Origin of the sequence: Actinoalloteichus sp. GBA129-24, assembly GCF_001941645.1 — a bacterium.
Lineage (GTDB): Bacteria > Actinomycetota > Actinomycetes > Mycobacteriales > Pseudonocardiaceae > Actinoalloteichus_A > Actinoalloteichus_A fjordicus.
The window spans coordinates 2,383,849-2,407,983 of the sequence record NZ_CP016077.1; the positions used below are offsets into that span (position 1 = coordinate 2,383,849).

Genomic DNA, 24,135 nt, shown 5'->3' on the forward strand with positions numbered 1-24,135 from the left:
GCGTAGTGGGATCGTTCCGCCCACGTTCGGCGCCGCCCGACTCCGAGAGATCGAGAGTTGCGGACGGTGTCGTTCGGTTCCCGGTTCATCGTCACCGTACCGGGGTGTCGGCCGTTCCCGCCGAGTGACAACCGCAGAGCCCCCTACCCCTATCCGTACCGGAGCCATCTACCTGATGTCCACCGACACTTCCACCGTCCCCGCCTCGCCCGTCCACGCCGGTGGAGGTGAGTCGCAGATCGCCGTGAACGACATCGGGACGGCGGAGGACTTCCTCGCCGCCATCGATGAAACCATCAAGTACTTCAACGATGGTGACATCGTGGAGGGCACCATCGTCAAGGTCGACCGCGACGAGGTGCTGCTCGACATCGGTTACAAGACCGAGGGTGTCATCCCCTCTCGCGAGCTGTCGATCAAGCACGACGTGGACCCGGCCGAGGTGGTCACCGTTGGTGACCACGTCGAGGCCCTTGTTCTCCAGAAGGAGGACAAAGAAGGCCGTCTGATCCTCTCCAAGAAGCGCGCTCAGTACGAGCGTGCCTGGGGCACCATCGAGGCGCTCAAGGAGAAGGACGAGCCGGTCAAGGGCACCGTCATCGAGGTCGTCAAGGGCGGCCTGATCCTCGACATCGGACTGCGTGGCTTCCTGCCCGCGTCGCTCGTCGAGATGCGTCGGGTCCGCGACCTCCAGCCCTACGTCAGCCGCGAGCTCGAAGCCAAGATCATCGAGCTGGACAAGAACCGCAACAACGTGGTGCTCTCCCGGCGTGCGTGGCTCGAGCAGACGCAGTCCGAGGTCCGCAGCGAGTTCCTGAACCAGCTGCAGAAGGGCCAGGTCCGCAAGGGCGTCGTGTCCTCGATCGTCAACTTCGGTGCGTTCGTCGACCTCGGCGGCGTGGACGGTCTGGTGCACGTCTCGGAGCTCTCCTGGAAGCACATCGACCACCCGAGCGAGGTTGTCGAGGTCGGCCAGGAGGTCACCGTCGAGGTGCTCGACGTCGACATGGAGCGCGAGCGCGTGTCGCTGTCGCTCAAGGCGACGCAGGAAGACCCGTGGCGTCAGTTCGCCCGTACGCACGCCATCGGCCAGATCGTGCCCGGCAAGGTCACCAAGCTGGTTCCGTTCGGCGCGTTCGTCCGGGTGGACGAGGGCATCGAGGGCCTGGTGCACATCTCCGAGCTGGCCGAGCGGCACGTCGAGGTTCCCGAGCAGGTCGTTCAGGTCGGCAACGACGTCATGGTGAAGGTCATCGACATCGACCTCGACCGCCGTCGTATCTCGCTGTCGCTCAAGCAGGCCAACGAGGGCTTCACTCCCGAGATGGAGTTCGACCCGACGCAGTACGGCATGGCCGCCGAGTACGACGCAGACGGCAACTACATCTACCCCGAGGGCTTCGACTCCGAGACCCAGGAGTGGATGGAGGGCTTCGACACTCAGCGCGAGGAGTGGGAGCGGCAGTACGCAGAGGCTCAGGTCCGCTTCGAGCAGCACAAGAAGCAGGTCACCAAGGCTGCGGAGGACCACGCCGAGGCGGGCGAGGCAGGCGAGCAGAACTACTCGTCCGACTCGCCGAAGGCTGCGGACACCGGTTCCTCCAGCGGCTCGCTGGCCAGCGACGAGCAGCTCGCGGCACTGCGGGAGAAGCTTTCCGGCGGAGCGTGACGACTGACTGAGTCCGGGTTCGTCTCGGGCTGCTGAACAATTCAGAGGGTGATCTTCGACCAGCTGGTCGAAGATCACCCTCTGTGCATTATGCGACATAATCCTCGTGAATCGGTCGCATTCTGTTCGCGATGGTCACCGACGAATCTCGTCTGCTGGTCGCCTGGATAACAAAGCGGACCCGGCTGTCATGTCGGTGCGTAGTTGTGTCACGTTATACCGCGCTGACGGTTGGTCGTTCTCACCGAATTGTTGCAGGGTTGAGACGCACGTCACATCAGTTCCAATGATGGCGCGGGCACTCGTGGATGCATCGCATGGAGAGCTGCGCATGGCCTACCCGAACCGACCGGTCAGTGGTCCTCGATCGGTCGACGAGTCGGGCGAGCCGTCGTGGCGATGAACAGAGGAAGAGCGTGGCGACTCTTAGTCTGACCAGCACGGCCGAGGGATCGGATTCGATCGTCAGATCGACGTCTCCGCCGGTGACCGGTTCCCATCTGGTGGCGCCGCCTGTGGTGCGGAAGTATCGGCCGGAGTTGCAGGGGCTTCGGGCGGTGGCGTCGCTGCTGGTGGTCGTGTATCACATCTGGTTGGGTCGGGTGTCCGGTGGGGTGGATGTCTTCTTCCTGATCTCGGGTTTTCTGATCACTGGTCAGTTGGTGCGGAGTGTGGAGCGGTCGGGGGGTATCCAGTTTCGTCCGTTGTGGGGGCGGATGATCAAGCGGCTGTTCCCCGCCGCACTCACCGTCCTGGCCGTCGTGACGGCCGCATCGTTCCTGCTGCTCCCGACCAATCGCTGGTTCCAGACGATTCGGGAGATCATCGCCTCGGCGCTCTATCTGGAGAACTGGCAGCTGGCCGCCGACTCCGTGGACTATCTGGCGCAGAGCAACGCCGTGAGCCCGGTGCAGCACTACTGGTCCTTGTCGATCCAGGGGCAGTTCTACATCGTCTGGCCGCTGCTGGTGCTGCTGGTCATCGGGGTCGCGAAGTTCAGCGGGAACCGCTTTCGGCTGACGCTGCTCGGGACGTTGTTCGCGGTGTTCACCGCCTCGCTGATCTTCTCTGTCATCAGCACGGCGAACGACCAGGCCTTCGCCTACTTCAACTCGCTGACCAGGGTGTGGGAGTTCGCTCTCGGTGGGCTGCTGATGCTGGGCATCGACCACATCAACCTGCCGAAGCTCGCGAGAGTGCTGCTCGGGTGGTTCGGCATCATCGCGCTGGTGGCCTGCGGCCTGGTGCTCCAGGTGAGTTCGGTCTTCCCCGGTTACATGGCGCTCTGGCCGACCGGCGCAGCGCTGCTCGTGATCCTCGCGGGTGCCTCGGGGACGCGCCTGGGCGTCGACTGGATCCTGTCCTCCCGGCCGCTGGAGTACCTGGGCAACATCAGCTACGCCCTTTACCTGTGGCACTGGCCGGTCCTCGTCTTCTACCTGCTGCTGCGGGAACCGGTGGACGGTGTCGGCCTCGCCGGCGGTGCCTTCATCATCGGTGTCTCGGTCGTGTTGTCGGTGTTGACGTATCACCTGGTGGAGAATCCGCTGCGGCGGTCGGCGGTGGGGACGCGCACGCCGTGGGCGGGGTATCGCTTCGGCCTGGTGTTGCTGATCCCGGTCCTCGCCGCCGCCGGAACCTGGCAGTACACGGCCGTGCAGCGTGCCGGAGCCTACGAGGGAGTCATGGACGACCCCGACTATCCCGGCGCGGTGAGCCTGACTCCCGATTTCACCTACTGGGGAGAGGATGACGTGGTGCCCGCGCCGCCCTTCATCAACCTGTCCGACGATGCCGTGCAGATCGACCGCGACAACTGTCAGACCTCGCCGCACTACGAGGAGCTCCGGGTCTGCCAGAACAGCATCGACGGCCCCGCCGAGCGTCACATCGTGGTGGTGGGCGACTCGCACGCCGAGCAGTGGGTCACCGCGCTGTACCTCATGGCAGAGGACCGCGGCTGGCGGATCTCCTCCATGTACAAGGGTGCCTGCCCGTTCTCGGTGGTGTCCGAGACGTTCCCCAGCAACGAAGACTGTGTCGAGTGGAATGCCGCGGCGGCCGCGCAGACCATCGACCTGAACCCCGACCTCGTCTTCACCACGGCGACCCGTGAGGTGCGCGTCGGATTGACCGAGGAGACGCCACAGGGCTATCTCGAACAATGGCGGAAGCTGGAAGCCGCGGGTATTCCGGTGATCGCCATGCGTGACAATCCCCGGTACGACTACAAGCCCTCTGAGTGCGTGCAGAACGCCGGAGTCGACGCGGCGGAATGCTCGGTGCCGCGCGCGGAACTGTTGGCCGAGCGGGCGCCGTATGACTTTATGCCCGAGGTGCCGAGCAACGTCTCGTTCCTCGACTTCAGCGACTACCTCTGTGTCGAGGACACCTGCCCGCCGGTGATCGGCAACGTGCTGGTGTACCTGGACGAGAACCACATCTCCGCGAGCTACATGGCTAGCATGACGCCGATGTTAGAGGAGGCGATCCTCGATGTGACCCAGTGGTGACGCCGTACCGAGATCGGTTCGACGCCTGCTGCCGACCGTCCGCGCCGGGCGGAGCGGGGCCCGCAGAGCAGGCGATGAGTAGAGGAAGAGCATGGTGACTCTCAATTCGGCAGGTACTGCCGGATCGAATGCAGAGGTGACGAAGCCGGTGACCGGTTCCCATCTGGTGGCGCCGCCTGTGGTGCGGAAGTATCGGCCGGAGTTGCAGGGGCTTCGGGCGGTGGCGTCGCTGCTGGTGGTCGTGTATCACATCTGGTTGGGTCGGGTGTCCGGTGGGGTGGATGTCTTCTTCCTGATCTCGGGTTTTCTGATCACTGGTCAGTTGGTGCGGAGTGTGGAGCGGTCGGGGGGTATCCAGTTTCGTCCGTTGTGGGGGCGGATGATCAAGCGGCTGTTCCCCGCCGCACTCACCGTTCTGATCGCGGTCATGGCGGCCGCCGTCCTGCTCTTGCCTCAGAATCGCTGGTTCCAGACGATTCGGGAGATCATCGCCTCGGCGCTCTATCTGGAGAACTGGCAGCTGGCCGCCGACTCGGTCGACTACCTCGCCCAGACCAACGAGGCGAGCCCCGTCCAGCACTACTGGTCGCTGTCGATCCAGGGCCAGTTCTACATTGTCTGGCCGTTGCTGATGCTGCTGGTCATCGGCGTCGCGAAGCTCACGCGCAACCGGCTCCGGCTGACGCTGCTCGGCACGCTGTTCCTGGTGTTCACCGCCTCGCTGATCCTCTCCATCATCAGCACGGCGGCCAACCAGCCGTTCGCCTACTTCAACTCGCTGACCAGGGTGTGGGAGTTCGCTCTCGGTGGGCTGCTGATGCTGGGCATCGACCACATCAACCTGCCGAAGCTCGCGAGAGTGCTGCTCGGGTGGTTCGGCATCATCGCGCTGGTGGCCTGCGGCCTGGTGCTCCAGGTCGGCACCGTGTTCCCCGGCTACATGGCGCTCTGGCCGACGATGGCGGCGCTGCTGGTCATCCTGGCGGGTGCCTCGGGAACCCGCTTCGGCGTCGACTGGATCCTGTCCTCCCGGCCGCTGGAGTACCTGGGCAACATCAGCTACGCCCTGTATCTCTGGCACTGGCCGGTGCTGATCTTCTACCTGGTGGCCCGGCAGCGTACCGAGGTCGGCCTCGCTGGCGGTGCCTTCATCATCGGTGTCTCGGTCGTGTTGTCGGTGTTGACGTATCACCTGGTGGAGAATCCGCTGCGGCGGTCGGCGGTGGGGACGCGCACGCCGTGGGCGGGGTATCGCTTCGGCCTGGTGTTGCTGATCCCGGTCCTCGCGGCGGCGGGGACCTGGCAGTACATCGCGCATCGGCAGGTCACCGCCCAGGAGGTCGCCGTCGGCGATCCCGACTTCCCCGGTGCCGCGGCCCGCACCCCGGGCTTCGAGTACAGCGGTGGCCAGGACGTCGGGGTGGCGCCGTCCTACATCGCGATCGGCGACGACTGGGCGCAGATCGAACAGGCGCACTGCGCGAACTCGGGCCGCAACGAGGAGCTGGAGATCTGTCGCAACGCGGTCGGTGACGACTTCGCACGGCACATCGTCATCGTCGGCGACTCCCATGCAGAACAGTGGGCGACCGCCCTCTACGAGATCGCCGATCGGGAGAATTGGCAGATCACCTCGATGCTGCGCGGTGCCTGCCCGTTCTCGCTCGAGTCCGAGACGGACCCGAACGACGACGGATGTCGGCAGTGGAACGCCGACGCGACGGAGGAGATCATCGAGATGGCACCGGACGCCGTCTTCACCATCGGCTCCCGTGACGTCCGAGTGGGTCTCACCGAGGCGACGCCGCCCGGCTACGTCGACCAGTGGCGGCGCCTCGACGACGAGGGCATCCCGGTGCTCGCGATGCGGGACAACCCCCGTTTCGACTTCAAGCCCTCGGAGTGCGCTGCGGAGAACGGCGTCGACGCGCCGGAGTGCTCGACGTCGAGGGCGGAGCTGCTTCCCGAGACTCCGCCGTACGCGCTGATCGGCGACGTACCTGGCAACGTGTCGTTCTTCGACTTCAGCGACTACATCTGTACTGAGGACGCCTGCCCGCCTGCGATCGGCAACGTCCTGGTGTACCTGGATCACAACCACATCGGCGCCACGTACATGCGGACCATGACGCCCTATCTGGAGGCTGAGATCCGGGCGGCGACCGGCTGGTAGGCCGACCGCGACGGCCGGTCCGTCCTTTCTCCGGAGGGGACGGACCGGCCGATGTCGTGACGCGGCCGGCAGGATGGCCGAGTGCTGCGTATCGGGCTGACCGGAGGGATCGGGGCGGGCAAGTCGACCGTCGCGAGGCGATTCGCGGACCACGGGGCGGTGATCGTGGATGCCGACCGGCTGGCCAGGGAGGTCGTCGCTCCCGGCACGGCGGGACTGGCGGAGATCGTCGACGCCTTCGGTTCGAGGATGCTGACCGACGACGGCGAGTTGGATCGGCCCGCCATGGGCGAGCTGGTGTTCGCCGATCCGGCGGCTCGTGCTCGGCTCAACGAGATCGTGCATCCCAAGGTGGGCGCCCGGACCGCCGAGGTGCTCGCCGAGGCCCCGGCCGACGCCGTCGTCGTGCATGACGTCCCCCTGCTCGTGGAGAACGGTCTGGCGCCCGGCTATCACCTGGTGGTGGTGGTCGACGCCGACGAAGCGATCCGAGTGGAGCGGGTGCGGCGGACCAGGGGCATGACCGAGGAGGCCGTGCGGGCGCGCATTGCCAGCCAGGCGAGCCGGGCGGACCGGCGGGCCGTGGCGGACGTCTGGCTCGACAACGACGGTGCGCAGGCGGAGCTGATCACGCTGGTGGACGCGCTGTGCAGGGATCGGGTGCGGCCCTTCGAGGAGAACCTGCGCCTGGGCAGGCCCGCGCAGTCGGTCGACGGCACCGTTCGCGAGCACGACCCGGAGTGGCCCGCGCAGGCAGGCCGCCTGATCCGCAGACTGCGTCATGAGCTGGGTGAACGGGCGGCGGCGATCGAACACGTCGGAGCCACGGCCGAGCCGGGGCGCCCGGCCCCCGACCTGCTCGAGCTCGAGCTCGCCGTGCCGTCGGTCGAGACCGCCGACTCGCTGACGCCATTGCTCGCTCAGGCGGGGTTCCCGCCGCTCGCCGATGCGGCGGCTCGGCACCAGCGGGCCGATGCCGGACGTCAGGGCGCCCGAGTGTTTCGGTCGGCTGATCCGGGCAGGCCCGCCGACCTGTACGTCACGGTCGCGGATCGGCCGTGACCGTGCGGGTCGCTGAGCGGGCCTGCCTGCTCGGCGCAGGATGCAGCGACGCGGTGGGCGGCCGCCGATCGACGGCAGGCACTCAGCGCGGCGGCCAGCTCTCGAAGATCCCGGAGGACAGCAGCCACCGGGAGAGGTCGTGCCGTTGGAGGCTGACCTCCTCCAGCGTCCGGTGCACCGTGCGCAGCGCGAGATCGGCGTCTCTCGGCGGCAGGACCCGGCCCGCCACGGCGGCGGCGAACTCCTCGGAACGCACGATCCGTGCCGTCGTCCCGCCGGGAACGGCGAGTCCGAGCAGCAGGTCCGTGGTCCGCCAGCTGCGATGATCTCGCTCGACATGCACGGCGGTGAGGACACTGGGACCACTGCGTCCGTGTCGGGAGCGCGGCCGCTGGTGCACCAGCCGTAGCCCGAGATCGGCGAGGATCCAGGTCACCTCGGAACCCGCGAAGGGGTCTTCCGGGGTGAGGTATTCCATCCGAAGTCCCCACCGTTCGACAGAACAGGTGGTGAGACGTCGGCGGGTACCCGAGGAATAATTACGTACCGAAGTGATCGTATCGACCACATCGACCAACTGCGGAGTGATAACGGCGCCCACAGGGCCAGAGCGTAGCGGCGTGGGCGCTGTTTGTGACCAGGCTTACTGCTTCTTTTCCGTCACGGATCGCCATCGTGTGGATTGCTTTCCGTCAATTGGTCACAACCCCACCGCATCAGCGGTTGACGCGGCCTCGAATGCCGGTTAATCGGCTGGTAGGGCCGGGTGTGGGGTGTTCGTCGTCCCGGCGAGGTCGAAGCCTGCCGTCCGCAGCCACCGGAACACGTCGTGACCGTTGGCGGCGATGCCCTCTACCGCGCGGTGGGTGTTCTCCATGGCGATCTGTGCACTGGCGGGGTCGAGCAGGTCGGCGGCGAGCGCGGCCAACAGCTCGTCGGAGTCCACGACGGTGATGCCTCGGCCCGTCCAGACCAACAGGTCGAGATAGTGGTCGACGCTCGTCCAGCTGGTCCTTCCCGGCGTCACCGCCACCAGGTCCAGGTAGAGATCGCAGTCGGGCACCGCGCCGGGGTGCAGGTCGTAGTCCGTCACCCGAAGGCCCAGTTCCGGGAGCAGCCAGGAGCGGAGGTACGCGATGCGGTGGTGTCCGACGACCGGCCGAGCGAGAAACAGCCCGAACGGGTGAACCTCGAAGCGGTCCACGGTGCGGACGATCCCTTTGGGATCGGTATTGGTCATGCGGTCCAGGTCGAACGTCTCGACCTTGGGCGCGTGGACGTGCGACGCGATCTGAACCTCGACGCTCATACACCCATACTGCCTAATCCGTGACCGTAGCGTGATCCCCCGATCGTGTAAGTGCTGTGGCGACAGGTCCGCCCGACGGGTGGCCGACCCGAGCATGTCGCGGGTGGTCTTCGAGCCGCCGGGGCGGCGCGACAGTGGTGTGACGACGGTGGTGTGACGACAGTGGTGTGACTCGGCACGACAGTGGCGTCGCCCACGACGACGGACGATGTCGGAGGGCAGGCCTACGCTGGTCGGCGTGGCAGATGCACCGGTGACCGCCTCCTCCCAGTTCCGTCCGATCAGCGACGTCCCCCGCTCGGACGGCCGCTTCCGCGTCGTCAGCGACTACGAGCCTGCCGGGGACCAGCCGCAGGCGATCGCCGAGCTGGAGAAGCGCCTGCGTGCGGGCGAGCGCGACGTCGTGCTGCTCGGCGCGACCGGAACCGGCAAGTCGGCGACCACGGCCTGGCTGGTCGAGAAGGTGCAGCGACCGACGCTGGTGATGGCGCCGAACAAGACGCTGGCCGCCCAGCTCGCCAACGAGTTGCGCGGATTCTTCCCGGACAACGCCGTGGAGTACTTCGTCAGCTACTACGACTACTACCAGCCCGAGGCGTACGTCCCGCAGACCGACACCTTCATCGAGAAGGACTCCTCGATCAACGAGGACGTCGAGCGACTGCGGCACTCGGCGACGATGAGTCTGCTGACTCGGCGCGACGTCATCGTGGTCGCCTCCGTGTCCTGCATCTACGGCCTGGGCACTCCGCAGTCCTACCTCGACCGCTCCATCCCGCTGGCCGTCGGCCAAGAGGTCGACCGCGACCTGCTGCTGCGCGCACTGGTCGACGTCCAGTACGACCGCAACGACCTGGCCTTCAGCCGAGGCACGTTCCGGGTCCGCGGGGACACCGTCGAGGTCATCCCGGCTTATGAGGAGCTGGCCGTCCGCATCGAGTTCTTCGGCGACGAGGTCGACAAGCTGTACTACCTGCATCCGTTGACCGGCGAGGTGGTCCGTGAGCTGACGGAGGTGCGGATCTTCCCCGCCACCCACTACGTCGCCGGACCGGGCCGGATGGAGAAGGCGATCCACTCGATCGAGGCCGAGTTGGAGACGCAGCTGGCTCGGCTGGAGGGACAGGGCAAGCTGCTGGAGGCGCAGCGGCTGCGGATGCGCACGTCCTATGACATCGAGATGATGCGCCAGGTCGGCTTCTGCTCCGGGATCGAGAACTACTCCCGCTTCATGGACGACCGGGAGGCGGGCTCGGCGCCCGCGACCCTCATCGACTACTTTCCCGAGGATTTCCTCCTCGTCATGGACGAGTCCCATGTCACGGTGCCGCAGGTGGGCGGGATGTACGAGGGCGACGCCTCACGGAAGCGGACCCTGGTCGACCACGGCTTCCGGCTGCCCAGCGCACTGGACAATCGGCCGCTGACCTGGGAGGAGTTCTCCGATCGGATCGGGCAGACCGTCTACCTGTCCGCCACCCCCGGCCCCTTCGAGCTGGGGCAGACCGGCGGTGAGTTCGTCGAGCAGGTGATCCGCCCGACCGGCCTGGTCGACCCGCAGGTGCTGGTCAAGCCGACCGACGGGCAGATCGACGATCTGGTGCACGAGATCCGGCTGCGTGCGGAGCGGGACGAGCGGGTGCTCATCACCACGCTTACGAAGAAGATGGCCGAGGACCTGACCGACTACCTGCTCGAACTGGGCATCCGGGTGCGATACCTGCACTCGGAGGTCGACACCCTGCGTCGGGTCGAGCTGCTGCGGCAGCTGCGCCTCGGCGAGTTCGACGTGCTGATCGGCATCAACCTGCTCCGCGAGGGCCTCGACCTGCCGGAGGTCTCGCTGGTCGCGATCCTGGACGCGGACAAGGAGGGCTTCCTCCGGTCGGGCACCAGCCTCATCCAGACCATCGGCCGCGCGGCGCGCAACGTGTCCGGCGAGGTCCACATGTACGCGGACCGGGTGACGGATTCGATGCGTCGGGCCATCGACGAGACCGACCGACGGCGGGCCAAGCAGATCGCCTACAACGAGGAGCGCGGGCTCGATCCGCAGCCGCTGCGCAAGCGGATCGCCGACATCCTCGATCAGGTGTACTCCGAGGCCGAGGACACCGCGACGACCGAGGTCGGCGGGCGCAACGCCTCCCGAGGCCGCAAGCCGGTCGGCGAGCGGGGACAGCCTCGGGGCAGCGCGGGCGTGCTGGCCGATCGGGACACCACCTCGATGCCGAGGGCGGAGCTGGCCGATCTCGTGCAGCAGCTCACCGATCAGATGATGAACGCGGCCCGTGAGTTGCAGTTCGAGCTGGCGGGCAGGCTGCGCGACGAGATCGCCGACCTGAAGAAGGAACTGCGGTCGATGGACGCCGCCGGGGTGTCCTGAAGCGGACTCGTCGCGATGATCTTCGCGTCGTCCGGGCGCGGGGTTAGCCTCGACGGCGAGGTGAGTGGATGAGTATCGGTTTTCAGGTGACGTTCGACGCGATCGACCCTGCCCGGCTCGCCGACTTCTGGGCGGAGGCTCTCGTGTACGAGCTGGAGCCGCCGCCCGCGGGCTTCGCGACGTGGGAGGACTTCGGTCGGGCCGTCAACCTGCCCGCGGCGCGCTGGAACGACCGGGCCGCGGTGCGCGATCCGGAGGGCAGCAGGCCCGGGCTGGTGTTCCAGCGTGTTCACGAGGGCGGGTCGGCGAGGAACCGGGTCCGTCTCGACGTCCACGTCAGCGAGGGCGCCGCGGACATGGACGAGCAGAAGGCCAGGGCGCGGGCGCACGTCGAGCGTCTGGTGCAGGCGGGGGCGGCGGAGCTCCGCGAGGTGGACGGCGTCACCGGCTGGTGCATCGTCCTGACCGATCCGGAGGGCAATGAGTTCTGCGTCCGGTGAGGCGACCCGTGGCGACGAGCCGCCGGTGCGGCGCGGGACGCGGTGTGGCCGGCAGGGCGGCCCGATCGCACCTGGTCGCCCGTCCCGGTCGCCGGTCGTGCGGCTGTCTCGCCAGAGGAGGGCGAGCCGAGGTCAGCTCGTGATGTCCTTGCGCTCGAAGCGGAAGCCTGCCGCCAGCAGGAACACGGTGGCGTAGGCGATGGACGCGAACACGCCCCGCGCGGGGTCGGTGAAGTCGGGCTGCGCGCTGAGCAGGTCGGTCCAGGCATAGGCGTAATGCGTGGGCAGGAACATCCGCAGATCGCCGAGCGCGGTGATCTGGTCGAGGATCTGCGAGACGATGAACACGAGCACCGCGCCGCCGACGGCACCGAGCGGCGCATCGGTGGACACCGACAGCAGCAGGGCGAGCCCCGCGATCCACAGGTAGAAGACGAGCAGGTAGGCCACGACCATCGCCAGGGCCGCCAGGCCGGTGGCGAAGGGCAGCGTCTCGCCGGCAGGAGTGGTCAGTGACCCCGAGCCGTAGGCAGCCAGACCGACGAGCAGCGCCGCACCGGGCAGCAGCACCAGCGACGCCAGCCCGAGCAGCCCGGACACCAGCGCCTTCTGCCGCAGCAGCCTGGCGCGGGGGATCGGCACGGCCAACAGGTACCGCAGACTCGACCAGGCGGCCTCGCCAGCGACCGTGTCCCCGAAGAACAGCGCGATGACCACCACGAAGAGGAAGCCGACCGAGGCGAACAGCGAGAACAACGCGAAATTCAGGCCGCTGCCGGTGGCCAGATCGACGAAGCCGCCGCGTTCGGGCCCCGACTCGTCGGTGCCGATCTGGAAGGCGGCCCACAGGATGACCGGCAGGGCGACCAGTAAGGCCAGGGTGATCCGCGTCCGTCTTCGCCGCAGCTGCCTGCCCAGCTCGACGCGCAGGCGCAGCGTGTTCGACGGACGGTAGCCCGTGGCGGCACCCTGCCCGGCGTCACGCCAGGTCCCTGCGTGCGAGTGCGATGCGTGCGAGTGCGATGCGGCGCGATCCTCCGACGGGCCCTCGACGGGTGCGTCGGGCGAGATCGCCTCGTTCTGTGGCCTGTTCACGGTGCGGTCTCTCCTCCCACGAGCTGGAGGAACGCGTCCTCGAGCCTGCCACGCGGGCCGACCTGGTCGACCGCGATGCCTGCCGCCACCAGGGCGGCGACCACTGTCGACACGGGCGTGTCGACCAGCCGCGCCGTCACCGAGTTCTCGTCGGCGGCGACCTCCTCGACTCCGCGCAGCGTGCGCAGAGCCAGACCCGCCGCCGCCGGATCGTCGACCACGAAGGTGACCTCGCCGTCGCCGGTGACGATGTCGGAGACCGGTCCCGCCGCGACCAGCCTGCCCCGGTGCATCACCACGAGGTGATCGCAGGTCTGTTCCACCTCGGAGAGCAGATGGCTGGAGACCAGCACGGTGCGTCCGGTGGCGGCGTAGTCGGCGAGCACCGTGCGAAGCCGATGGATCTGCGGCGGGTCGAGGCCGTTGGCAGGCTCGTCCAACACCAGGAGGTCGGGCATGCCGAGCATGGCCTGCGCAAGGGCCAGGCGCTGCCGCATGCCCTGGCTGTAGGCGTCCACCCTGCGGTGCACGGCGGTGCCCAGGCCCGCGATCGTCAGCGCCTCGTCCAGCCGGGCGCTCTCCTCGGAACGCCCGGTGGCGGCCCAGTAGGACCGCAGATTGTCCAGGCCGGACAGATGCGGCAGGAATCCCGCCCCCTCCACGAAGGAGCCGACTCGAGACAGCACGGGAGCCCCCGGCCGGATGAGGTGACCGAAGACCCGCACCGACCCCTCCGACGGCGAGATCAGGCCGAGCAGCATGCGCAGCGTGGTGGTCTTGCCTGCGCCGTTGGGCCCGAGGAGACCGACGACCTGGCCGGGATCCACGCGAATCGACAGGTCCGAGACGACGGCGACTCCGCCGCCGTAGGACTTGCCCAGTCCCTCGGTCGACAGCGGGACGTCGGCCAGTTCGGGGTCGAAGTCCGCCGTCTGCCGCCGTCGGATCGCGCTGACGACCGCCACCGCGACACCCAGTACCACCACCGCCAGCGCGCCGAGCAGCGGTTCCGTCGGCGGCTCGATGTTCGTGGGAGTGCCTGCGACGGTGGGCAGGCTGAGGTGTTCGTCGCCGCCGAGCCCGACCAGCGTGACGCCCGGCTGCGTCGTACCTCGGTAGGCCTGATCGGTCGTGGTCACGGCGACCTCGACCCGGTCGCCTGCGTCGAGGGTGTGCACGATGCCGGGCAACGTGACCACGACCTCGGTGGGTGATCCGTCGGCGCGCAGGTCCCCGAGCCGGATCGGCGCGACCGCACCACCCGGCAGCCTGCGGTCGTCGCCGGTCCCGAGGTCGTAGAGCTTGACGAAGAGCACCGTCGACCCGGTCCTGGGCTGGCCGGGGACGGCGGAGACCTGGAGCGTGATCCTCGGTGCTCCGGCGATCAGGACCGATTCCGACAAGGGCTCGCTGGTGAACGTCGCGACCTGGCCTGGCAGGTCCGTGGCGAGGCCGCCTGCTCCGCCTGCGGGCAGGCCGCCCAGGCCGAGGCCGGGCAGGCTGCTGACCGAGGCGGGCTGACCGCCGGGCGGGCTGAGCACGGGCGTCGGCTCGCCTGCCAGCCGAAGGTTCTCCCAGGCGGTGCCGTCGTCCTCGGCCAGACCGGGATAGGCCGCCGCGGTGACGGTCTGGGGCGGGGCCTCCTCGTTGGGACCGGTGTTGGGCAGGGCGTATTCGAATCCGGTGCCCGGATCGGACCCGCGATCCGCGAGGTGGAAGTCGAACCAGTCGCCGACCTCGTCGAGGAGGTCCGGACCGGGCGACTCGCCGTCGTGGCCGCCGTCGTACCAGATCATGCGCACGGTGCCGCCTGCCTCGGTGATCTCGCGCGCGGTGGCGTCGGACTCCTCCAGGCCGAACAGGGTGTCCTGCCTGCCCTGGATGAGCAGCGTCGGTGCCTGGATGGAGTCGGTCACCGACGAGGGGGATCGGGCGGCGAGGAGGTCCACGGTCTCGGCGCTGGGTCTGCCGGTCGTGGCGAGTTCCGTGTAGGCCTCGCAGACCGCGCTGCTGAACCGGCCGCAGGTCAGCGGGCCGTCCGCGCTCGCGGGTGCTGCCGGCTCTGCCTGATCGGCGTCTGGCTGATCCGCCGATGCCTGATCGGCAGGCTCCGGCGGGCCTGCGGGGGTGAAGCCCGTGCTGAACAGGGCGGCCGCCCAGGACTGCTTGAACACGCCGGGCACGGCATCGGGGCCTGCCGCGGGCGTCGACGCGCCTGCGGGCGGGTCACCTGCGGAGTTGGGCAGCAGGGCGTGTGTGAGGTCGTTGTAGGTGATCATCGGCGCGATGGCGTCCACTCGATCGTCGGTGCCCGCCAGCAGCAGCGCCAGTGCGCCGCCGTAGGAGGCGCCCGCGACGCCCACCACCGGGTCGTCGGGGCCGTCCGACAGGACCTGTGGCCTGCCCGCCAGCCAGGTGATCAGCTCCCTGGCGTCGTTGACCTCGTGATCGGGCGAGTTCAGCCCGATACGGCCGGTGCTGGCGCCGAAGCCTCGTGCCGAGTAGGCGAGCACCACGAAGCCTCGCTCGGTCAGGCCTCTCGCCTGCTCGGCGAGATCGGCCTTGCTGCCGCCGAAGCCGTGCGCCAGCAGGATCGCGGGCGCCGGGGTGCGCTCCGGGGTGTAGAGCGTGGCGTCGATGCTCACGCGCGCGGCGTCGCCGGGGCCTGCGGGCAGTTCCAGCGTGAGGTCGCGCGCACCGACCTCCGGAACGGCGTCCTCGCGGGGCCATAGCAGGAACCCTGCGCTGATCAGGAGGACGAGGGCGACCGCGAACAGCGGTCTCCTGGTCCGTCGGGGTCGGACGGGCACAGCGGAGACTGTAAGGGAGACATCACCGTCGGCGCGTGATCTCGTCACCGATCGTCGCCGAACGGGGAGTCCGCTGCGCCGGTCGGTCGTCGCGGACGGCCGGACCGGCGCGGACCCGCCCCGCCTGCTCCTTCGGAGATCACCGATGGTCAGGCCGAGTCTTCTCACGCGATGGAGCGAGACCTCTGGCGGAACACCGGAGGTGCGCGTGGTGTCGCTGCTCACCCCGAGTGGTGCGTGGGGCGACACGTGATAGACAATGCGCAGGTTGGTGGAGGGGAGTATTCCTTCGCGGCGGTCTCGTCATCACGGTGGTCCTCTGGTGAGGATGCCCGGGGCCGTCGGTCGGTCGTTGGCCGGCGGAAGAGACCTCCGGTGATCGGCGTGTTCTGACACCGGAGGTAGGTCTGTGGACGTCCCCATGTGGGTCTGGTTCGTCACGGTCGGCGTGCTGCTCGCGCTCGTCGCCGTTGATCTCGTGTTGGTGGGGCGTAATCCCCACGAGGTCGGATTGAAAGAAGCCGCGATCTGGTCGATCGCCTGGGTCCTGGCGGCCGTGGTGTTCGGCATCGGGTTGTGGGTCGTCGTCGACGGGACGATGGCAGGTGAGTTCTACGCGGGCTATGTGACGGAGAAGGCGCTCAGCGTCGACAACCTCTTCATCTTCGTCATCATCATGTCGACCTTCGCGGTCCCCAAGATCCATCAGCACCGGGTGCTGCTGATCGGCATCCTGCTCGCCCTGGTCCTGCGCGGCATCTTCATCGCGGTGGGTGCCGCCGCCATCGACCGCTTCAGCTGGGTCTTCTACATCTTCGGCGCCTTCCTCATCTACACCGCCTGGGGCCTGCTGCGCCACAAGGACAAGGACGACTCCGACGCCGCCGACAACCTGATGGTGCGTCTGACCCGCCGCTTCATGCCGGTGACCGACGACTTCCACGGCAGCAAGTCCATGGTGCGCATCGACGGCAAGACCTGGCTGACGCCGATGGCGATCGTGCTGGTGGCCATCGCCAGTGCCGACCTGCTGTTCGCCCTCGACTCGATCCCGGCGATCTTCGGTCTGACCCAGGAGCCCTACCTGGTGTTCACCGCGAACGCCTTCGCGCTGATGGGACTCCGGCAGCTCTACTTCCTGGTCGGTGGACTGCTCAACCGTCTGGTGTACCTGTCGATCGGCCTCTCGCTCATCCTCGCGTTCATCGGTGTGAAGCTCGTGCTGCACGCGTTGCACGAGAACACCCTGCCGTTCCTCAACGGCGGCGAGCCCCTGTCCGTGCCCGAGGTCTCCACCGGCCTGTCGCTGACCGTCATCATCGGCATCCTCGTGGTGACCACCGTCGCCAGCCTGTGGAAGGTCAAGCGCGATCCCAGTGCGGTGAAGAAGGTCGACTGACCGACCGGCGCTCGCCGTTCGTCGTCTCGTTCGGCGAGCGCCGTCTCGATGGTCAGGTCTCGGACGTCTCGGTTCTGGCGTAGACCCGCCTGCCGTCCGTCCAGACCTCGCGGACGGCGGCCCGCATCGCGGCTCCTCCCAGGGGGATCAGCGCGGCCGGGTCGCCGTCCAGCACCACCAGATCGGCCTGTCTGCCCGGCTCCAGCGTGCCGAGCCGGTCGGCGACGCCCAGCAGCTCCGCGGCCGAGCGGGTCGCGGCGTGCAGGGCCTGTTCCGGACTCATCCCGCACTCGGTGAGCAGCCGTAGTTCATCGAGGTTGTCGCCGTGTGGTCCGACGCCCGCGTCCGTGCCCATCGCGATGCGCACTCCCGCCGCGATCGCCGCGCGAGCCGACTCGATGTGCTGATCGAGCACTCGACGCGCCTTGTCGATCACGCCGGTGGTCAGCCCCGCCCCGGATGCCGCGCCCGCAAGCAGCGCCCTCGGCGCGTGCAGCGTCGGGACCAGCCAGGTGTCGTGCTCCAGCATCAGTTCGATGACCTCGTCGGTCAGGTAGATGCCGTGCTCGATGGAGCGCACTCCGTTGCGCACCGCCACGGCGATGCCCTCGGTGCCCTGGGCGTGGGCCATCACCGCGATCCCGGCCGCCTTCGCCTCGGCGACCATGACCGCCACCTCGTCGTCTCGGAAGTGGGCGTGGCGCGGGTCGTCGCGTTGGGAGGCGACCCCGCCGCTGGTGGCGACCTTGATGACGTCGGCGCCCGCCCTGATCAGCTCGCGGACCTTCCTGCGCACCTCGTCCGGGCCGTCCACGACCGTGTTCGGTTTGCCGGGATGCGAGGGCATCAGCGGCAGGCGGCCGCCGTTGAGCAGGTGGTCGTCGCCGTGACCGCCGGTCTGGGACAGCATGGAGATCGCGATCTGCATCCGAGGCCCGGGGATCATGCCGCGTCGCACCGCCTCCGCCACGCCGAGGTCCGCCCCGCCCGCATCGCGGATGGAGGTGATCCCACAGCTCAGCGTCGTCTTCAGGTTCCCGACCGCCGCGAAGAACGGCAGTGAGAAGGGCGTCGTCACCGTCTGGAGGGTGTCGATGCCGCCGAGCATCACGTGGGTGTGGCAGTCGAACAGGCCGGGCAGCACGGTCGCGCCACTCACGTCGATGATCTGCTCCCCGGACCGGGAGCGGGAGTCGACTCTCTCTGGCCTGCCGGTCACGGACTCGATGCGATCGTCCGCGACGGTCACGTCGGCGGGCCGGGCGGGGGAGCCGGTCCCGTCGAAGACTCGACCGCCGGTGAAGTGGATGCGTGTCATGCACAGACGGTAGCGGGGCCGGAGCGGCGCGGACGGAATCTTGTGAGACTTGCTAACGATTTGGTTCGGACTCCCCGGCGCGGTCGGCTGTGCGGGGTAGCTTCGGCCGCGTGCGTCCACAAGACCTTTCCGTCCTGCGTGTTCCCGGTGATCTCGCCCTGCACGGCGATCTGCTGCTGGTGGAGGTGACCCGTCCCGACCTCGAGGAGAACGCCTATCTGAGCGGGATCGAGCGGGTGCCGCTCGACGGCGGCGACCCGGCGCGGTGGACCAGAGGAGGCCGCGATCGCACCCCTCGGATCTCGCCGGACGGGCGGCTGACGGCCTTCCTCCGTGCGGAGGCGGGACAGCGCCCTCAGCTCTTCGTGATGCCGGTGGACGGCGGCGAGGCCCGGCGCCTCACCGCGCTGCCGGGCGGCGCGGGTGAGCCGGTGTGGAGCCCCGACTCGCGGCGCATCGCGTTCGTCGCCAGGGTCGGCGAGGCGGGCCGATACGGCACCGAGGAGGGCGTGGACGCCTCGGCGGAGGCGCCGCGTCACATCACCCGGCTGATGTACCGCGTGGACGGCGTCGGCTTCCTCGGCGACCAGCGGCGCAGGCTCTTCGTGGTGGACGTCGTCGACGGCGACTCCGAGCCGGTTGAGCTCACCGACGGCGAGTTCGACGTCGACCAGCCCGCCTGGGCGCCCGACGGCAGCCGACTCGTCGTCGTCGCGGATCGGGACCTCGGCCGCGTCGACACACTGCACAGGGACCTCTACGTGGTGCCGGTCTCGGGTGCGGCACCGAGGCTCGCGGTGCGCTCGACGGGCACCGTGTCCGCCCCGGTGGTCAGCGCGGACGGCCGCCTGTACTACCTGGGCACCGAGTTCGCAGGCCTGGACGAGGTGGCACGCAACGGCGGGCTGTTCCGGGCCGAGCTGCCCGCCGACGGCCGGATCGCCGAGGGCGTCCGGCTGACCGACGTCGAGACGGTCGACGTCGAGTCGGGCTGCGGTCCCGTGCCGGTGGCAAGCGGCGTCCTGGTGGTCGTCCGGGAGCGCGGCTCCGCGCGGCTGCGGCTGGTGCCCGACGACGTCATCGCGGCGCCGCTTTCCGCGCTTCCCGCGCTCACCGAGGAACGGGCCTCGGTGCGGCGGTTCGTGGTGCACGGCGATCGGATCGCCGTGGTGCGGGCGGACGTCGACGGACCCGCCGAGGTCGTGCTGACCACGGTGCACGCCTCGGACGACGCGGCCGCCGCCGAGGCCGCCACGACGTTGACCGACTACGGGCGAGACATCCGGGATCGAGGGGTACGCCCGCTGCGGGAGCTGATCGGTGCCGGACCGGACGGCTACCCGGTCCACGGCTGGCTGGTGCTGCCGGAAGGTCCCGGCCCGCATCCGGTGCTGCTGCTGGTGCACGGCGGACCGTTCGCCCCCTACGAGTGGAGCTTCTTCGACGAGGCCCAGGTCTACGCCTCCGCCGGGTACGCGGTGGTCATGTCCAACCCGCGCGGGTCGGCGGGCTACGGCCAGCGACACGGACGCGCGGTGGTGGAGGCCATGGGCACGGTGGACGTCTCCGACCTCCTCGCCGCGCTCGACCTCGGCCTTGCCGAGCCGGAGTGCGACGCGACACGGGTCGGCGTGATGGGCGGCTCCTACGGCGGGTTCATGACGAGCTGGCTGGCGGCCCACCACGGGGAGCGGTTCACGGCCGCCTGGAGCGAGCGCGCGGTCAACGCGTGGGACTCCTTCCACGGCAGCTCCGACATCGGCTGGTTCTTCACCGAGGCCTACCTCGGCCCGGACCCGCAGGTGTGGCGGGACAAGAGCCCCGTCTATCACGCCCATCGGGTCGAGATCCCCTTCGCGGTGGTGCACTCCGAGCACGACTGGCGCTGCCCGGTCGAGCAGGCTCAGCGCCAGTACGTCGCGTTGCACCGGGCGGGCGTCGACGTGGAACTGCTGCTGTTCCCCGGCGAGGGACACGAACTGAGCCGCAGCGGCCAGCCACGGCATCGGCGCCAGCGCTTCGACGCCGTGCTGGACTTCTGGAACCGCCGGATGCCGGTGCGCGGCGCGGCCGAGCGCTGAGTCGTCTCGGCGACGTCCTGCGTGCTGGTCGGATGTCCGGCGTCTCCTGGACCGAGACGGAGGCCTGCCGAGACGGGGGGCCTGCCGCGACGGGGCCTGCCGGGCCGGGAGGCACGACGAGGAGGCGCCGGGACGGCGTGCTCCGCCACGCCCGCCTGCGGAGCCGGGACCGCGCACCGCTGGTCGCGGCCCCGGCAGGCGGCGTGGCAGGTCAGGAAGGCGTCATCGGGGCAGGCACGGCGTGTCCCCGCTGGCGGGCGGCGTGGCGTGCCAGCTGGTTGGTCGGCCTCGACGTCGGAAAACCGCTGGCCCCGAGCGCAGGCGAAGCCGCATTCTTCTTCGCATGCGATGGACGGTGCGTCGAGCGGTCCCGGCGGATTCCCCCGAGGTGTCCCGGATCAACGTCCGGTCTTGGCAGCAGGCCTATCCGGGCGTGGTCCCGGCGAGCGTCCTCCTCGGGCTGCGACCCGAGTCCAGGGAGCCGGGCTGGGCCCGTTGGCTGGGGCGGCCCGAGCCGAGCGCGGTCTTCGTGGCGCTCGACGAGGCAGGCAGGCTCGGCGCGTACTGCGCCGTCTCCTCGGCGCGTGAGGAGCGGGACCGGCTGCCCGGCGTGCGTGTCGGAGAACTCGTCGCCCTGTACGTCGATCCCGATGTGTGGGGGACCGGCGCAGGCCATGCCCTGTCACAGACGGCGACGGACTTCCTCGCCGAACAGGGCTTCGAACATGCGGTGCTCTGGGTGTTGCGGGCGAACCTGTCCGGTCGTCGCTTCTACGAGCGTCACGGCTGGTCCGACGACGGGGTCGCGCTGGAGTCGGAGATCGGCGGCGAGCGGATTCCGGAGGTCCGTTACTCCCGCAGCCTGTCCCCGGCATGATGACGCGAATGCGATGGACACTGCGACGCGCCGTGCCTGCCGACGCGGCCGTGTTGGGCAGGATGAACGTGACGGCCTGGCAGCGGGTCTACCGGGGCCTGATGCCGGACGCCCTGCTCGACGGCCTGTCGAGGGTGGACCAGACGCCGAACTGGCAGCAGACGCTGGCCTGGCCGGCGCCGCACGCCGACTTCCTGGCCGTGTGCCCCGCCGAGCCGGACCCTGCCGGATCGGACCCCGCCGACTCGCGCGCGAGCGCCGAGCCCGCCGAGGAGATCGGGGCCTACGCCACGGTGGGCCCGTTGTCCGAGCAGGCCGACGCCCACCCGACCCGCCGCACCGGCGAGCTGATCTCGCTGTACGCCGCGCCTGCGTGGCTGCGGACCGGTGCGGGCAGGCTGACCCACGACGCGGGCCTGGCGCACCTGGCAGAGGCGGGCTTCGAGCACGTCGTGGTGTGGGTGATGGAGGGCAACGCCGAGGGCCGTGCCTTCTACGAGGCCATGGGCTGGGACTGCGACGAGGTGGTGCGGCCGCTGGAGCTGCCCGGCTTCAGCCTCCCGGAGATCCGCTACTCCCGGCCGCTCCTGGTGCAGTCCGTTCCGCCTCGTGCGTCGTCCGCCGCCATAGTCGAGGCGGGCTGACGCAGCGTCGACCGGCGAGGACGGCTCAGTCGAGCAGCGTGTAGTGCAGCTGTTCGCAGATCCGGCCCAGCGGCAGGTCGAGCCCCGGATGGTTCAGCGGCAGCAGCACGTCGGGGGAGTCGGGCAGCGCGCTGCCCGACGGCGGATCCCACAGGCACACCGCCGGGCTGCCCGAGTCCATCGACGATCGGTACCACAGCCCGTCGAGCTGCGGATACGCCGTGCGGATGGCCCTGGCCCATGCCTGAGTCCTGTCCTTGGGCCCGCTGCTGATCGCCTGGGACGCCCCGGCTCTGGTGGGCCACAGCCCCGCGATGTCGAGCAGCCGCAGGGGGCGGACGGGGCGCAGGACCACCAGGTGTGGTGCCCTCGTGCGGCGGTCGACGATCGAGCCTGCCTGAAAGACCTCGGCGATGCTGGTGCGCACGGACAACCCGAAGTACAGGACCCCGTCAGCGGCCTTCGCGGCACCGGGAGCCCCCGCAGGGGCAGGGGCGTCGTCCGCGACCGGATGCGGGTCGAAGCGCGCGTGGGCCAGCGGGCCTACCCGTCGGAAGGTGTTCCAGTGCTGTTGATGTCTGCCGCCGGTCGTGAAGACGCGTACCAGCCGCGTCGCCTGGTGGACGGCCACCACGTCCTCGGTCTCCCGCAGCATCGCGCGCAGGACGTCGGGATCGGGCGGCTGAGGAAGCCGAGCCATCGTCAGTCGTTCGTCTCTCGTTCAGGCGGTTCGGGTCGGGCCGCTCAGACGGGTTCGCCGAGCCGGGCGGCGAGCCTGGCCACCCTGGCCGGGTCACCGCCTGCGAGAAGCCAGTCCCGAGGGGCGGCGTTCGCAGGCCCCACCTGGAGATCTTCCTGCACGCTGGACATGAACGCCGCGACGACCAGCGGAGGCTGGTCGGCGGGCACCGAGGCCAGCACGACGTCCAGGCCGGGGAGCACGCCGTGGGTGGTGAACTGCCAGGCGGGCAGTCGCCAGCCACGCTGATCCTTCCAGCCCGCGAGACGTCCTTCCGCGATGCGGTGCCTGACCCGGCTCGTGTCGATGCCCAGGGCCTCGGCGGCCTGCGGCACGGTCAGTGCCGAGTCGTGCAGCACCGCCTGCTGGGCCACGGCCCGCGCGCGGTGGTCGCTCTCGGTCTCGCTTCGGTGCGACAGGTCGAGCCCGACCTCGGTGAGGGCCTCGCGCTCGTCCACCGAGAGATGGGCGGCCGGATCAGGGCGTGGCGGTGCGAGCTTGCGCACGGCGTCCTCGACGAAGGTCAGGAACTCCCTGGGGGACACTCCCAGACCTGCGTTCGCCAGCACTGTCTCCAACCCTGCACTCACGTCTACAGCGTAGCTCAGCTGTGCGGGTGCGTGCGGGACGCGATTCCACTGATTGCGGTGCGTAACGAACCGGACGTTGATTTCCCCGAGGGGCGAGCGCGACCGCTCATCCGAGTGATAGATGATACCGAGATCCGGGACTCATCCTCGTGATGACGCAGTCCATTCTTCACCGATTGAGTGCTGAGGAGGAGATCGGTGAACGTGATGCGGTGGCATGGCTCCACCCGAGAACGTCTCATCGAGGCCCTGCCGGAGGGATTGGTGATCCTGCCGGTCGGCGCCATCGAACAGCACGGCCCGCACCTGCCGACCGGAACGGACACCCTGATCGTTCAGGCTGTCGTCGAGGCGGCGGTGGCGCAGGCGTCGGAACGCTGCCCACGGCAGCTGATCATCACCCCGCCGGTGGCCTTCGGCTCGTCCGACCACCACCTGCCCTTCGGCGGCACCCTCTCGCTCACCTTCGAGACCTTCACCCAGGTGCTGCTCGACCTCGTCCGCTCCATCGCGATGGGCGGCGGGCGCCGCGTGGTCCTCGTCAACGGCCACGGCGGGAACAAGGGCCCCTGCCACTCGGTGGCCGAGGCCGCCGCGATCCGATTCGACCTCTCGGTCGGCTATGCGGACTACTGGGACCTGTTCCCTGCCGAGGCGGGCGGCAACAGCCCGTTGGTGCCGGGACACGCCGGAGTGTTCGAGACCGCGATGCTGCTGGCCCTGCGCGAGGAGCTGGTGGAGGAGCGTCCGGGCGCCCGCGCGGTCAGCGAACTCCAGGCGATGACGGGGATCACCCTGCACAGCCGCGAGCGGTGGCGCCGGATCGACGGCTACACCGACGAACCCGGCCGGGCCTCCGCCGAGAAGGGCAGGCGCTGGCTCGACGCCTGCGCCGCCGCCCTGGCCGATCGGCTGCTGCTGCTGTCCAAGACCCTCTAGCGGGCGGGGTCGCCGGTCGCGCCGAGTCCGG

General features: G+C 69.2%; 18 protein-coding genes. 11 read left to right on the plus strand and 7 right to left on the minus strand.

Features of this window, described 5'->3' with window-relative positions; all coding sequences use genetic code 11:
• Nucleotides 1-175: 175 nt before the first annotated feature.
• The 4 genes from rpsA to coaE all read left to right on the plus strand — a co-directional run bounded on the left by rpsA (nt 176) and on the right by coaE (nt 7,417).
• Nucleotides 176-1,669 (plus strand): 30S ribosomal protein S1, encoded by a 1,494-nt coding sequence (rpsA, locus tag UA75_RS10790; RefSeq protein ID WP_075740123.1) that lies wholly within the window; start codon nt 176-178, stop codon nt 1,667-1,669.
• A gap of 485 nt (nt 1,670-2,154) precedes the next feature.
• On the plus strand, nt 2,155-4,182 hold the full coding sequence (locus UA75_RS10795; RefSeq protein WP_232251188.1) for an acyltransferase family protein: 2,028 nt from the start codon (nt 2,155-2,157) through the stop codon (nt 4,180-4,182).
• Nucleotides 4,183-4,318: 136 nt separating this feature from the next.
• A complete protein-coding gene (locus UA75_RS10800; RefSeq protein ID WP_075740124.1) occupies nt 4,319-6,355 on the plus strand; it encodes an acyltransferase family protein in 2,037 nt (678 codons plus the stop codon).
• Between the two features lie 81 nt (nt 6,356-6,436).
• The gene (coaE, locus tag UA75_RS10805) at nt 6,437-7,417 is read left to right on the plus strand and encodes a dephospho-CoA kinase (protein WP_075740125.1); all 981 of its coding nucleotides are present in this window, start codon (nt 6,437-6,439) and stop codon (nt 7,415-7,417) included.
• Nucleotides 7,418-7,499: 82 nt separating this feature from the next.
• Here coaE and UA75_RS10810 read toward each other — a convergent pair whose 3' ends face one another.
• Complete coding sequence (locus UA75_RS10810) at nt 7,500-7,895, minus strand: DUF402 domain-containing protein (protein WP_232251189.1); 396 nt, start codon at nt 7,893-7,895, stop codon at nt 7,500-7,502.
• Nucleotides 7,896-8,162: 267 nt separating this feature from the next.
• Nucleotides 8,163-8,726 carry a DUF402 domain-containing protein gene (locus UA75_RS10815; RefSeq protein WP_075740127.1) on the minus strand — a complete coding sequence of 188 codons (564 nt, stop codon included), beginning with the start codon at nt 8,724-8,726 and terminating at the stop codon, nt 8,163-8,165.
• A gap of 208 nt (nt 8,727-8,934) precedes the next feature.
• Between UA75_RS10815 and uvrB the strand changes: the two genes are divergently transcribed.
• Together uvrB and UA75_RS10825 are read left to right on the plus strand one after the other, a co-directional pair.
• Nucleotides 8,935-11,112 carry an excinuclease ABC subunit UvrB gene (gene uvrB, locus UA75_RS10820; RefSeq protein WP_075740128.1) on the plus strand — a complete coding sequence of 726 codons (2,178 nt, stop codon included), beginning with the start codon at nt 8,935-8,937 and terminating at the stop codon, nt 11,110-11,112.
• 68 nt (nt 11,113-11,180) lie between these two features.
• Nucleotides 11,181-11,612 (plus strand): VOC family protein, encoded by a 432-nt coding sequence (locus UA75_RS10825; RefSeq protein WP_075740129.1) that lies wholly within the window; start codon nt 11,181-11,183, stop codon nt 11,610-11,612.
• A 132-nt stretch (nt 11,613-11,744) separates the two neighbouring features.
• Here UA75_RS10825 and UA75_RS10830 read toward each other — a convergent pair whose 3' ends face one another.
• Nucleotides 11,745-12,707, minus strand: coding sequence for an ABC transporter permease (locus UA75_RS10830; RefSeq protein WP_232237719.1), 963 nt, complete (start codon nt 12,705-12,707; stop codon nt 11,745-11,747).
• Complete coding sequence (locus UA75_RS10835; RefSeq protein WP_075740130.1) at nt 12,704-15,517, minus strand: alpha/beta fold hydrolase; 2,814 nt, start codon at nt 15,515-15,517, stop codon at nt 12,704-12,706. The genes UA75_RS10830 and UA75_RS10835 overlap by 4 nt, the downstream gene beginning before the upstream one ends.
• A 409-nt stretch (nt 15,518-15,926) precedes the next feature.
• Here UA75_RS10835 and UA75_RS10840 point away from each other — a divergent pair, with 409 nt between their 5' ends.
• Nucleotides 15,927-16,916, plus strand: coding sequence for a TerC family protein (locus UA75_RS10840; protein WP_075740131.1), 990 nt, complete (start codon nt 15,927-15,929; stop codon nt 16,914-16,916).
• A gap of 52 nt (nt 16,917-16,968) precedes the next feature.
• Here UA75_RS10840 and UA75_RS10845 read toward each other — a convergent pair whose 3' ends face one another.
• Entirely contained in the window at nt 16,969-18,234 is a 1,266-nt protein-coding gene (locus UA75_RS10845; RefSeq protein ID WP_075740132.1) for a metal-dependent hydrolase family protein, read from the minus strand.
• Between the two features lie 110 nt (nt 18,235-18,344).
• Here UA75_RS10845 and UA75_RS10850 point away from each other — a divergent pair, with 110 nt between their 5' ends.
• From UA75_RS10850 to UA75_RS10860, 3 genes are all read left to right on the plus strand, one after another.
• A complete protein-coding gene (locus tag UA75_RS10850) occupies nt 18,345-20,315 on the plus strand; it encodes a S9 family peptidase (RefSeq protein WP_075743665.1) in 1,971 nt (656 codons plus the stop codon).
• A gap of 343 nt (nt 20,316-20,658) precedes the next feature.
• Nucleotides 20,659-21,192, plus strand: coding sequence for a GNAT family N-acetyltransferase (locus UA75_RS10855; protein ID WP_075740133.1), 534 nt, complete (start codon nt 20,659-20,661; stop codon nt 21,190-21,192).
• 8 nt (nt 21,193-21,200) lie between these two features.
• A complete protein-coding gene (locus UA75_RS10860; protein ID WP_075740134.1) occupies nt 21,201-21,836 on the plus strand; it encodes a GNAT family N-acetyltransferase in 636 nt (211 codons plus the stop codon).
• A gap of 25 nt (nt 21,837-21,861) precedes the next feature.
• Here the strand turns inward: UA75_RS10860 and UA75_RS10865 are convergent, their stop codons facing one another.
• Nucleotides 21,862-22,536, minus strand: coding sequence for an RES family NAD+ phosphorylase (locus tag UA75_RS10865; RefSeq protein WP_075740135.1), 675 nt, complete (start codon nt 22,534-22,536; stop codon nt 21,862-21,864).
• Between the two features lie 44 nt (nt 22,537-22,580).
• Entirely contained in the window at nt 22,581-23,165 is a 585-nt protein-coding gene (locus tag UA75_RS10870) for a helix-turn-helix domain-containing protein (protein WP_075740136.1), read from the minus strand.
• Between the two features lie 207 nt (nt 23,166-23,372).
• Between UA75_RS10870 and UA75_RS10875 the strand changes: the two genes are divergently transcribed.
• On the plus strand, nt 23,373-24,104 hold the full coding sequence (locus UA75_RS10875) for a creatininase family protein (RefSeq protein ID WP_232237829.1): 732 nt from the start codon (nt 23,373-23,375) through the stop codon (nt 24,102-24,104).
• Nucleotides 24,105-24,135 lie beyond the last annotated feature (31 nt).

Excerpts from the sequence above, each read along its gene's own strand:
- rpsA (WP_075740123.1), top strand. The coding sequence starts at position 176 with ATGTCCACCGACACTTCCACCGTCCCCGCCTCGCCCGTCCACGCCGGT.
- UA75_RS10810 (WP_232251189.1), bottom strand. The coding sequence starts at position 7,895 with ATGGAATACCTCACCCCGGAAGACCCCTTCGCGGGTTCCGAGGTGACC.
- UA75_RS10860 (WP_075740134.1), top strand. The coding sequence starts at position 21,201 with ATGCGATGGACACTGCGACGCGCCGTGCCTGCCGACGCGGCCGTGTTG.
- uvrB (WP_075740128.1), top strand. The coding sequence starts at position 8,935 with ATGTCGGAGGGCAGGCCTACGCTGGTCGGCGTGGCAGATGCACCGGTG.
- UA75_RS10865 (WP_075740135.1), bottom strand. The coding sequence starts at position 22,536 with ATGGCTCGGCTTCCTCAGCCGCCCGATCCCGACGTCCTGCGCGCGATG.
- UA75_RS10845 (WP_075740132.1), bottom strand. The coding sequence starts at position 18,234 with ATGACACGCATCCACTTCACCGGCGGTCGAGTCTTCGACGGGACCGGC.
- UA75_RS10875 (WP_232237829.1), top strand. The coding sequence starts at position 23,373 with ATGCGGTGGCATGGCTCCACCCGAGAACGTCTCATCGAGGCCCTGCCG.
- UA75_RS10855 (WP_075740133.1), top strand. The coding sequence starts at position 20,659 with ATGCGATGGACGGTGCGTCGAGCGGTCCCGGCGGATTCCCCCGAGGTG.
- UA75_RS10815 (WP_075740127.1), bottom strand. The coding sequence starts at position 8,726 with ATGAGCGTCGAGGTTCAGATCGCGTCGCACGTCCACGCGCCCAAGGTC.
- UA75_RS10825 (WP_075740129.1), top strand. The coding sequence starts at position 11,181 with ATGAGTATCGGTTTTCAGGTGACGTTCGACGCGATCGACCCTGCCCGG.